Source organism: Clostridium sp. 'White wine YQ', from assembly GCF_028728205.1.
GTDB lineage: Bacteria > Bacillota > Clostridia > Clostridiales > Clostridiaceae > Clostridium_T.
The window spans coordinates 17414-29633 of record NZ_JAQYUU010000005.1; the positions used below are offsets into that span (position 1 = coordinate 17414).

At 29.2% G+C, this 12220-nt stretch carries 11 protein-coding genes; 5 read left to right on the top strand and 6 right to left on the bottom strand.

Features of this window, described 5'->3' with window-relative positions; all coding sequences use genetic code 11:
- Positions 1–60: 60 nt before the first annotated feature.
- The 5 genes from recQ to PTZ02_RS14325 form a co-directional block, all read right to left on the bottom strand.
- Positions 61–2478: a DNA helicase RecQ gene (recQ, locus tag PTZ02_RS14305; RefSeq protein WP_274228758.1), complete on the bottom strand. Its 2418-nt coding sequence runs from the start codon at positions 2476–2478 to the stop codon at positions 61–63.
- 377 nt (positions 2479–2855) lie between these two features.
- Positions 2856–3641: a nitroreductase family protein gene (locus PTZ02_RS14310; protein ID WP_274228485.1), complete on the bottom strand. Its 786-nt coding sequence runs from the start codon at positions 3639–3641 to the stop codon at positions 2856–2858.
- Between the two features lie 112 nt (positions 3642–3753).
- The gene (locus PTZ02_RS14315) at positions 3754–4014 is read right to left on the bottom strand and encodes a late competence development ComFB family protein (RefSeq protein WP_274228486.1); all 261 of its coding nucleotides are present in this window, start codon (positions 4012–4014) and stop codon (positions 3754–3756) included.
- Between the two features lie 67 nt (positions 4015–4081).
- Positions 4082–4735 (bottom strand): HAD family hydrolase, encoded by a 654-nt coding sequence (locus PTZ02_RS14320; RefSeq protein ID WP_274228487.1) that lies wholly within the window; start codon positions 4733–4735, stop codon positions 4082–4084.
- Between the two features lie 145 nt (positions 4736–4880).
- Entirely contained in the window at positions 4881–5978 is a 1098-nt protein-coding gene (locus PTZ02_RS14325) for an MGDG synthase family glycosyltransferase (RefSeq protein ID WP_274228488.1), read from the bottom strand.
- Between the two features lie 388 nt (positions 5979–6366).
- Here PTZ02_RS14325 and PTZ02_RS14330 point away from each other — a divergent pair, with 388 nt between their 5' ends.
- Entirely contained in the window at positions 6367–6558 is a 192-nt protein-coding gene (locus tag PTZ02_RS14330; RefSeq protein ID WP_274228489.1) for a hypothetical protein, read from the top strand.
- Positions 6559–6640: 82 nt separating this feature from the next.
- Here the strand turns inward: PTZ02_RS14330 and PTZ02_RS14335 are convergent, their stop codons facing one another.
- Positions 6641–7870: a PucR family transcriptional regulator gene (locus PTZ02_RS14335; RefSeq protein ID WP_274228490.1), complete on the bottom strand. Its 1230-nt coding sequence runs from the start codon at positions 7868–7870 to the stop codon at positions 6641–6643.
- Positions 7871–8141: 271 nt separating this feature from the next.
- Here PTZ02_RS14335 and gatC point away from each other — a divergent pair, with 271 nt between their 5' ends.
- From gatC to deoC, 4 genes are all read left to right on the top strand, one after another.
- Positions 8142–8429 carry an Asp-tRNA(Asn)/Glu-tRNA(Gln) amidotransferase subunit GatC gene (gene gatC, locus PTZ02_RS14340; RefSeq protein WP_274228491.1) on the top strand — a complete coding sequence of 96 codons (288 nt, stop codon included), beginning with the start codon at positions 8142–8144 and terminating at the stop codon, positions 8427–8429.
- Between the two features lie 12 nt (positions 8430–8441).
- Positions 8442–9902: an Asp-tRNA(Asn)/Glu-tRNA(Gln) amidotransferase subunit GatA gene (gatA, locus tag PTZ02_RS14345; protein WP_443112625.1), complete on the top strand. Its 1461-nt coding sequence runs from the start codon at positions 8442–8444 to the stop codon at positions 9900–9902.
- Between the two features lie 25 nt (positions 9903–9927).
- Entirely contained in the window at positions 9928–11382 is a 1455-nt protein-coding gene (gene gatB, locus PTZ02_RS14350) for an Asp-tRNA(Asn)/Glu-tRNA(Gln) amidotransferase subunit GatB (protein WP_274228492.1), read from the top strand.
- Between the two features lie 175 nt (positions 11383–11557).
- Positions 11558–12211: a deoxyribose-phosphate aldolase gene (gene deoC / locus PTZ02_RS14355; protein WP_274228760.1), complete on the top strand. Its 654-nt coding sequence runs from the start codon at positions 11558–11560 to the stop codon at positions 12209–12211.
- Positions 12212–12220: the final 9 nt, after the last annotated feature.

A 12220-nucleotide genomic window follows, 5' to 3' on the forward strand; every position in this document is an offset into this window, starting at 1 on the left:
ATCTAACACCTCCATAATTCTCACAACTAAAAATAACTATTAAATGCAATCTTTATATAATTATACCACTATATACTTTTTTAGTATTACAGCTCTTATTGCTTCATATTTTATTTCATTAGGCAATTGCTTTTTTAATAGAATTATAGACTCATATCCTAGCTTATCGCAGGCATCTATAATTAACTTTTCTTCTTCTTCCCTTATGAACCTATCTAACTTTAAATCCCCCTCAAATTTATTACCTGCCAAAATAAAATCAGTAACGTATCCAAGTAATGTTGAAATTGAGACTTCTAATTCCTTAGAAATATCCTCTACTTCTCTTCCTTCCTTAAGAAGATCTAAGGCTATTTCATCTATTTTTCTTTCTTCTCCATCTATTATTATCTTTTTATTACCTTTATCATACCATTTCACTTGCAATTTCTTCTCTTCAACATAATTGTTAATCAAATCAATTATTTTCTCACCATATAATTCTAACTTTTTACTTCCAATTCCACCTATATCTTTTAATTTTTCTAATGTATTAGGATATCTACCGCTTATTTCTTTAAGAGTATTTTTTGATAAGATATATTGAGGTAATTGCCCTTCCTTTTCTGATAAACTACTTCTAAGCTTCGCTAATTCCAAATATAACTCTTCGTCAGTTGACACTTTTAAAAATTTGTTTTCTTTATCATTGCTTTCTGTCTTCTTAGCCGTTTCTTTTATATGATTCGAAATTTCATTTATAAACTTATCTCCATATCTATCATATTTAACTTCTCCCACTCCTGAAATATTAAGCATTTCCTCTTTTGTCTTTGGAATTTTGGCTGTCATTTCTTTTAAAGTTTCATCACCAAAAACTAAATATGGGGGTATTTTATTTTCTTGTGCTATTAATCGTCTTAATAATTTTAGCTTATCAAGTAAATTATCATTAACCATAGTTTTGGCTTTAACTTTTGCTTCTTTAAATGTTACTTTTTCAGTTCCCTTTAGCACTCTAAATGATTTATCATTTAACTTTATAACTGGGTATGTGCCCTCAACAGAATCAATAAATCCATGGGAGATAAGTGTGTTAATAAAGTTCTTCAATTCATCTTTAGAATAGTTTTTCATAATTCCATATGTAGATAGGTTATTAAATTCTAAATCTAAAATCTTTTTATTATTAGAGCCTCTTAGTACATCAATTATTACAGTTGCTCCAAAACTTCTTCTCATTCTATATATACAAGATAATACTTTCTGCGCATCAAGTGTTTTATCTATTAACTCTCCTAAGTTATTGCAATTACTACACTTACCACAGTCACTTAAATAGTCCTCACCAAAGTAATTTAAAATATATTTCCTATAACAACCATTGCTATGCACTAAATCAACAATGTTTTGAAGCATTTTATATTGTAATAACTTTCTTTCTGGGTTTTCGGTACTCATCTCTATTAAATACTTTTGTGTATGTACATCTCCTGGAGTAAATAGCATTATACATTCACTTTCAAGTCCATCTCTTCCTGCTCTTCCGATTTCTTGATAATATCCTTCTATATTTTTAGGCATATTATAGTGAATTACATATCTAATATTAGGCTTATCTATTCCCATCCCAAAAGCATTAGTTGCCACCATTATATCTATCCTGTCATAAATAAATTTTTCTTGATTTTCTGCTCTCTCTATATCACTCATACCAGCATGATATCTACCTGCATTAAAGCCATTCACTAATAATAATTCAAATATTGAATCCACTTCTTTTCTTGTTGCAGCATATATAATACCGGAGACCTCCTGGTTAGCTTTTAAGTATTCAAGCAAATATTTGTTTTTTGGAGCAGCTTTTACTATATCTATCTTTAGGTTTTCTCTATCAAACCCAGAGATAAATATTTCAGGATTTTCTAGCTTTAATAATTTTATTATATCTCCTCTTACTTCTTCAGTGGCAGTGGCTGTAAATGCAGTTACTATAGGTCTTCTTTGTAACATCTCTATAAATGAAGATATTTTTCTATAGCTGCTTCTAAAGTCATGTCCCCATTGGGATACACAGTGAGCCTCATCAATTGCAATTTGAGAAATGTTTTTTTGTGAAATTACTGAAATAAACTCATATGATTCAAGTCTTTCTGGCGCCACATAAATTATTTTGTATTCATCATTTTTCACTTCTTCAATTGCTTTATTAAACTCTTTTGCACCTAAGGAACTATTTATATATAAGGCGTTAATTCCATTTTCCTTTAATGCATCTACCTGATCCTTCATTAGTGAAATTAATGGGGATATAACAATTGTAATTCCCTCAAGCAAAAGCGCCGGAACTTGATAGCATATTGATTTTCCTCCACCTGTAGGCATTATAGAAACTACATCATTTCCTTCTACTATTGTGTTTACTATTTCAAGCTGTCCTTTTCTAAAACTTTTATAACCAAAATACTTTTCTAATACATCTAATGCTTTTACCAAAATACGCTTCACCTCAAACTTAATTACTCTATTAAATAATTATAGACTAGATTGATAAAATAATTATCCTGAAAAGTAAAAAAATCGTCAAGGCGATTATGAGCCGTCGATTTTTTTCTCGCATCTGCCTTTCCAAACGCATGTGAGGAAAATTTGGCAGGCGACTAATTCTTTTTTTTACTTTTTAGGGGAGTCTATAGGGTTTTTATAGGAAGCTTAATTTATTCTAGTTTCATAAGTTATTAGTTGAACTTTAAACCCTATAGTAATTCCTTAGATTATAATTCAAACTTATAATGTTATCCTGAGCCTAAAATATTATAAATTCCTAAAAAGTAAAAAATCATATGACAAAATCATATGATTTTCTATACTTATTCTTATAACATAACCGAAGTTATGTATTTCAAATTCTTTTTGTCTTCAAGTTTTTGATTTTTAATCTCAAAAGTTATATTTTTCTCTTTGCATCCTAGTTCTAAATGCTTTAATGCAATTCCTGAATCTAACTCACTAAAATGACTCAATCCTTTAGTTAATATATTTCCTTTGTTAGCATATAAATCTATACTATTTTCATTTACATATAGCCTCCAAGGCTGCAAATTTATAGCTGAAGGAGCTACTCTAACTAAATTAAATATTTCTCTAAATTTCTCTTCATAGTTTCCAATAATTATATCCTCTAAAGCTTTTCTCTTATAATTTTCAATTTCTTTTACTTCTAACTCAGGCTCATTTGCTGGATATCCAAAAGCCACTACTATAATTGGTTTTTGGTTACTTGGAATTTCCATTATATCTTTTAACAACTCTTTTTTAATGGATCCTCCTATATAGCATGTCCCTATACCTCTATCTGCCAATTCTAAAACTAATTGTTCTAGTGTATATCCTATATTCTCAAGATAGCCCTCTTTCTCTTCTGAAGTAATTACCATATAATGTGGGGCTTCAATCTTTCCATAGCTCCCAATTATACCCTTACTTATTTCTTGTATCTTTATACCTTCTTTAATTAGTGTGATTTTCATCTGTATTTCTGAATATAAGCTTTGAAGATTCTTTACTAAATTTTCTACTTCTCCAAAGTCACTTTGAGAAATGTTATAAGGTACGTATTTTCTTATTGATTTTCTTTTATAAATAGCTTCAATAATATTCATAATATCACTCCAAAATATAAGTATCAGTTATATTCTATACCTATTATCTTGAATAATCTATACTAATGTATGTATTATAAAAAAATTATCAAAGTATTAATATCTATGGTATTTAATGCTTTGGATTTTTAAGTACCATTTCAGTCGCATTAATCAATTGATTTATAACATCTATCCTAAACTGATTTTCTAATTCTTTCATTTTAGAATATACCATTCCTTCACTGGTAACTGCGTACAATGGCTTTAGGTTATTAAGTGCAATTGCCTTAATATCATCAACACACTTTCCACATTTACATATATCTTTATAATCATCTAAAACTGTTGTTATTACATTATTAACTATGTCTTCCATGCAATTTTTAATCATTACTTATCCCTCTCTTGAAGCAATTTAAATAATGTCATTATATCACATTTTTATTACTTATTGTTTTTTATATCAATTCCAATTCTATAATATCTACTAAACTCTCTATAATTGAAGAAGCAAGATGTTTATTTTCATTTGAAATCTCTATTAAATCAGGAATTACTAAACACTTAATATTTCCAGCATTAGCAGCTAAAAGTCCTCTTTCAGAATCCTCTAATACTAGTGCATTTTCAGGTGCAACATTAAGCTTGCTACAAGCCTTTAAAAATATTTCAGGATCTGGTTTTCCTTTTGTAACTTCATCTCCACAAACAATAGTATCAAATCTATCTAAAACTCCAGCTTTTGATATTAATTTTGTCGCTTTCACTCTACCGCTTGAAGTAGCTACAGCCTTTTTAATGTTTTTCTCATCTAAATAGTCTAATATTTCTAAAAGCCCTTTTTTAATTTCAAATCCCTCAGTATCTAATATATCTTCCAATTTTTCTTTTTGAAATTTATTAACTTCCACAAATGGGAACTCGTCGCCATAAGCCTTTCTAAACGCATTTCCAATAGAATTTACATTCATTCCAATAAATCCAAATAAGAAGTCTTTGTCCAATTCATATCCAAATGATTGTCCAGCTTCATACCAAGCTCTCGCTGATATTACCTCTGTATCAAACATTAAACCATCCATATCAAATATTACCAATTCGGTATTATTCATTCTATCACTCTCACTTTTTCTGTAATCTCTTGCGCTACTACATTATATCATTGTTTGTTATTTAATTTTTTCTTTTTTTGAAAAGTAATCTTAAAAAAATTAGTGAATCAAAGAAATTGATTCACTAATTATAATTTATTTATTTCTATCCTACAGATAAAGTTTCAACCAAATCCAGTGTATTTTCTAAAGATAAATTTTTGCTCAACTTTTCTATATTCATTCTCATTCCATCAAGCTTTTCCTTATCTCTTACCAAGCTCGCAATTATCTCATCTATTTCATCAATATCCGGACAAATGGCTATATTTTCACTTAATAAATATCTTGCATTTTCCTCTTCCTGCCCTGGTATATAGTAAGGTATTATAATTGGTAATTTTTTAGTTAAAGCTTCTGTAACTGTTATTCCTCCTGGCTTAGTGATTATGACATCTGAAATATCCATTAAATCTGGAATATTATTTGTATATCCTAATACAACTAATTCTTTATCTAATGGTACACTAGAATATATATTTTCTAACTGATTTTTTAAAACTTCATTATTTCCGCATACAGCTATTACTCTTAGAGGTACTGATGCCAACATCAACCTTTTCAATGCTTTCTTCATGGATTTTAATCCCATGCTTCCCCCCATTAGAAGTATTGTAAATAAATCATCATTTTTATGATTTGTAGTTGCTTTTAAAAAGTCCCTTTTTACTGGAATTCCAAAGGTATGTACCTTTTTCTCTTCTACTCCATTATAAACTAAGCTTTCTTTAGTGTATTCGCTGCCAACTACATATGCATCAACATTTTCTTCCACATATGCTCTATGGGCCTTATAATCTGTAACAACTGATATAAATGGTACTTTTATAGATCCATCATTTTTTAATGATGCCACTACACTAACTAATAATGGGTGAGTTGAAATTATTAGATTAGGCTGATATTCTTCAATTGTCTTTAATATATCTTCCTTAGTACATTTTTCAATCAATTTATTTAAACCTTGACTAGTTAGTTTATGATTTGAAACTTTATATAATAATCCAAATAAACTTGGAGTTCTTGTAGCTAAAATCTCATATCCTCCAGTCATAAACTTGTCTAATTTATCTCCAGTTATTCTAAATGATTCAATACAGTTAACATCATTTCCTTGTAACTCTAATTCCCTTTTTAACGAATATGCAACGGAATTATGTCCTTGACCTGTGGCTGCTGTCAAAATTAGAATTCTTTTATTCATTACTCCCACTACTCCTTATTATTTCTTGAGTATCCAACTTTCATTGAGTCTATATTCAAATTACTTATATAAATTCTTCTTATCTATATATTACCTAAATAAAAGTATAAACCTAGCTACTTAATAAAAACTTAAAAAAATCTAAACAAATTCTGAACAATTTATAAATTAATTCTATTATACATTATTTACCACTTTTACTCATCTAAATCATATCTGTACTCCTTGTATATATTTTATCAATGAACCTTTTTAGATATTCTCCATAAAATGGTCATGTAGGGAATAAGAAAATCATATTTATACCTTTACAGGGTTGTTTATCACCTCATTAGGTGTTATAATTAACTTGTAACAAGATATTTAATACTATTTAAGGAGGGCCTTTATGAAATACTGTACCCATTGTAATTCTGATAGAGTAATCGAGAGATTCAACATGAGCACAGGTGAAAAGACCTATAGTTGTACAAACTGCAAAGCTTCATTTAGCTCAACAGGAAAAAAGACAAAAACTGTTTATGAAATTCCAGACAAACTGGCTTTTGTAAAAAAATTAAAGTCTTATGGAATGATTTAACCAGTATAGCGATATAACATTTTTGTAATAGAGAACAGGTATGTTTATTTAACATACCTGTTCTTATATTTTATAGAATTTTTTATAATAAACTAGGTTCCACATATCCAATAAATTTCTTTATTTTATAAGCTAGTCTTAAAGTAAAACATTCGTTAACATTCTCAAAATCACATGATAAAACTTCCTGTATCCTTGTAATTCTATATTTTAATGTGTTTCTGTGTATAAACAATTCCTCTGCTGTTTTACCTATATTACAATCTTCTGCTAAGAATATATCTAATGTGTGTACTAAATCACTATTATTTTTTTTGTCATATTCAATTAAATTTTTGAGAACTCCATTATATATACTCATTAACTCCTCATTATCTCTCGCCCTAAAAAATATTCTATATATCCCCAGTTCCTTATAGCTTCTTAAATCATTACTTCTTTCACAAGCTTTTAATATTTTAAGTGCCTTTTGTGCTTCCCCTACACTTCTTTTGAAATACTTTAAGTCATTACAGGGTTCCCCTATACCTATACTTACTGTTAACCCTTTCAGTTTTTTAGAAACAGTATCTCTTATCTCATTATTAATTTTATTTATCTCAATATCCCATTGATCTTCATTACTTATTGGCAAAAAGTATATCAAATTAGTTCCTTGCAAAATATAAAATATACTCTTCTTATACTTATTAGCGATACATCTAACTATATTTAATATAGCTGCCCCAATATCTAAATTTTTACTATCTACTATTGATTTATTACTTAGCAGATCATCAAGTAAGTTGTCCACTTGAATTGTTGAAGCAACATACTTATTTTGTGGATTATATCCATAGTATACAGCTCTCTCATAAAATTCTTCATTAAATTCTTGGTAAATAAGTTCACGCATCAAGTCATTCATTGATTTATCTTTAATATAATTATCAAACAATATTCTGCTCATGCTGTATGTTATATCAATTGCTCTAATTTCATATGGGATTTCTAAAATCGGAATCAAGCATTTATTTGATAATGCTTTAACTGAACTTGGAATTTCCTTTATATACGGGCCCATCACTAGAACTAATCCAGCAGCACTTTTTTTATACAATTCTTCTACTATTCGAAGTAAATCTTTTTCATGGTTTTCAAGTCCTATTCCTGTAGTAAATATTAGCTCTCCAGAATTAATCCAGCTAAATGCATCTGGCAGTTCAACTACATGGCTCCATTCAATAAATTTATCTAGCCCTTTTTCTCCTGAAACAACTTTAGCCTTTTTCATTTGTGGCAAACTTAATAAATCATCATAGGTAATATACATTCTGGCTTCCCCCCAAAAATTTCTTATTTATTGATTAATTTATAATATTATTTTTGTAAATAAAAAAATGGCGTCCAAAAAAAATTGGACGCCATTATCCTAAGCAAATTTGTATTTAATTATTTTAATTTTAAACTTATTTCAGTTCAATGTAAAGTTAATAATGGCCTTACAAAAACTTTTTTAATTAGTATTGATTTTCCAGTAATGTGCTAATATATTAATATCAACATTTTTAGTGTACTAAAGACTTACATAGGAGGATTTAATAATGAAAATTACTGCACAGACGGTTAATTATATTTCAAAATTAGCAAAGCTTAGATTTTCCAAAGAAGAGGAAATAAAAATGGCCAAAGAGCTTGAAAGCATATTAACTCATTTTGAAACTATTGATAAATTAGATTTATGTGATATAGAATTAAATGTTTTTTCTAAAAACTTAAAACCAGTGCTCAGAAAAGATGAAGATAGCTATTTTGAAGAAAAAGAAAAACTTTTTGCTAATGTGAAATCTCTTAGAAACTCTACAATTATTGTTCCTAAGATTATTGAATAGGTGGTTGAAAGTATGAATATTGAAACAATGGAAGCAACTGAAATAATTAAAGGGATTAAAGAAAAACTTTTTTCTTGTGAAGAAGTTATTACTTCCCTTTTTGAAAGAATTAAAACTTTTGAACCGAAAGTGCAAGCATATCTAAAACTATGTGAAGAGAGTGCAATTGTTCAAGCAAGAACTATTGATGAAAAGATTAGAACTGGCATACCTACTGGGAAACTTGCAGGTATCCCGATTGCAATAAAAGATAATATCTGTACAGATGGAATAACTACCACTTGTGCCTCAAGAATGCTAGAAGATTTTATCCCGCCTTATGACGCTACCATAGTCAAAAGACTATTGAGTGAAGATGCAATACTAATTGGTAAAACAAATATGGACGAATTTGCTATGGGTTCTTCCACTGAAAATTCTGCTTTTAAAGTAACTAAAAATCCTTGGAATCTTTTGAGAGTCCCTGGCGGTTCTTCTGGTGGTTCAGCTGCAGCTGTTGCTGCTGGTTTAGCTACTCTCTCAATTGGTTCAGATACTGGTGGTTCTATTAGGCAGCCTGCTTCATTTTGCGGTGTAGTTGGATTTAAACCTACTTACGGATTAGTTTCTAGATATGGACTTATTGCTTTTAGCTCTTCCCTTGATCAAATAGGGCCGTTAGCAAAATCAGTTAAAGATGCCGCATTAACTTTAGAAGTAATTCAAGGAAATGATCCATTAGACTCCACTACTTGTAATGGAGAAATTCAAAAAGACTATTTGTCTTCAATTGAATCTGGTATTAAAAAAATGAAAGTAGGAATTCCGAAGGAATTTTTCAGAAATGGACTTAATAAAGAAATAAAGGATTCAATTTTTAATGCAATTGAGAAATTAAAAAATTTAGGAGCAGTAGTTGAAGAGATTTCGCTCCCTATTACCGAAGAAGGTTTATCAGCATATTATATTATTTCTTCAGCTGAAGCAAGTTCAAACCTTGCTAGATTTGATGGTATTAGATATGGCTATAGACCAAAAGAATTTACTAACTCTCACGATTTAATTGAAAGAAGCAGAACTGAAGCTTTTGGTTCTGAAGTAAAAAGAAGAATAATGCTTGGAACATATGCACTTTCTTCTGGTTACTATGATACTTATTACAAAAGAGCTCAAAAACTTAAAAAGAAAATTCAAGAAGAATTTAAGAAGGTTTTTGAAAAATATGATGTAATTATAAGTCCTGTATCTCCAACTTTGGCATTTAAGCTCGGTGATAAGATTCAAGATCCATTATCAATGTATTTAAGTGATATATATAATGTTAACATTAATATTGCTGGCTTACCTGCAATTTCAATCCCTTCTGGAATAAGTAATGATGGGTTACCAATTGGTATGCAAATAATTGGTCCTCATTATAGTGAGGAAAAAATGTTTAAGATAGCTTATGCTTTAGAGCAAGAATTAAAAATTTCTACCCTTGCACCAATTTAGGTTATGAAGAAAGGAAGAATCATTTATGAGTTTAGAAACAATCATCGGCCTTGAAATACATGCTGAATTAAAAACCAAATCTAAAATCTTCTGCTCTTGCTCTACTAAGTTTGGTGCAGAACCCAACCATAATACCTGCCCGATATGTCTTGGTATTCCAGGCACTCTTCCTGTTCTTAATGAAGAAGTTGTAAATTTAGCAATTAAGGCTGGAACCTCATTAAACTGTGAAATTAATAAATTAAGCAAAATGGATAGAAAGAATTACTTCTACCCTGATTTACCTAAAGCTTATCAAATATCACAATTTGATATACCTATTTGCTCTGGTGGATATGTCGAGATAGGGATAAGTGGAAAAACTAAAAAAATACGATTAAATAGAATTCATATTGAAGAAGATGCTGGAAAACTAGTTCATTTGGAATCTGATGGAATATCATTAATAGATTACAATCGTGCAGGTGTTCCTTTAATTGAAATAGTAACTGAACCTGATCTTCGTTCTCCAGAAGAAGCTGTCACATTCTTAAGGTCTCTTAGAAGTATACTTCAATATGGTGAAATATCTGACTGCAGAATGGAACAAGGATCTATAAGATGTGATGCTAACATTTCCATAAGAAAACTTGGAGAAACTACGTTAAATACAAAAGTGGAAATTAAAAATATCAACTCTTTTAAGGAACTTCAAAAAGCTCTTGAAAAAGAAGAAAAACGTCAGAAGGATTTATATTCTTTAGGTGAGCAGCTTAAAATAAAACAAGAAACTAGAAGGTGGGATAATACTAAAGGCGAAACTATACTTATGAGAAGTAAGGAAGATGCTCATGATTATAGATTTTTCCCTGAACCAGATTTACTCCCTATAATAGTTACTCAAGAACAAATTAATTCAATTAAATGCTCTATACCTGAAATGCCTAGAGAAAAAAAGGTAAGATTTATTAATACATATGGCTTAACAGAAAGAGAAATTGATATAATTCTGGACAATAAAGAGTTAGCTTCTTTTTATGAGGAAACTGTTGCTCTTGGCACTAATTCAAAGACTGCTGCTAATTGGATTCTTGGTGATATATTAAGATTATTAAAAGAAGTAAATGGCGAAGCTAATTTATTTGCTTCAATAAAAGTTACTCCTAAAGCTTTATATGAATTAATAATGCTTATAGAATCTGGAAAGATAAGTTCTACTACTGGAAAAGAGGTATTAGGTGAAATATTTAAAACAGGTATGTCAGCAAATGAAATAGTTAATGCTAAAGACTTGGCTCAAATTAGTAATACTAATGAATTAGAACAGATAATTGCTCAAGTTCTAGATACTAATCCTCAATCAATATCTGACTTTACTTCTGGTAAAACTCAGTCTGCTGTTTTTTTAATGGGGCAAGTAATGAAACTTTCTAAAGGAAAAGCAAATCCAAAACTAGCTAAAGAAATGCTTTATATAAAATTAGAAGAAAGATATAAATAGCATCATATTTGCAGAAGACTATTATATATTATGTCTTCTGCTTTTTATTTAATAAAAGTTATACACTAATTTAAAATTATTATATATAAAATGTGATACAATATATATAATACTTTAGCAATTATGGGAGGTACTTGAATTGAATGTAAATTTATCAGTAAACGATTTAGCTAATATGATTGATCAAACTCTTTTAAAACCTTATGTAACTAATAATGATTTTAAAAAACTTTGTGAGGATAGTAAAAAATACAACTTTAAAATGGTAGCCATAAATTCTTCTGCTACAGAATTATGTTGCAAGTACTTAGAAAACTCACCTGTACATGTAGGTGCTGCTATTGGATTTCCACTTGGACAAACTACCCTTGAATGCAAAATCTTTGAAACAGAGGATGCTATTAAAAAAGGCGCCGATGAGATAGATTATGTAATAAATATTGTTGAACTGAAAAATGGAAACTACGACTATATAACTACTGAAATGAAAAATATCGTTTCAATTTGTAGAGAAAGTAATGTAATATCAAAAGTTATTTTTGAAAATTGTTATCTTTCAAAAGACGAAATAATAAAACTTTGTGAAATAGCTCTAAAAGTAAAACCTGATTTTATTAAGACTTCTACAGGCTTTGGTACATCTGGAGCTACATTAGAAGATGTTAAGCTTATGAAATCTATAGTTAAGGATAATGTTAAAGTAAAAGCTGCTGGAGGTATAAGAAATCTAGAAACAGCATTACAGTTTATAGAAGCTGGAGCTGAAAGATTAGGAACTAGTGCTGGAATCGAAATTATAGAGGAATTTAAGACTAAATTTAATCATTAAAATTTAAGG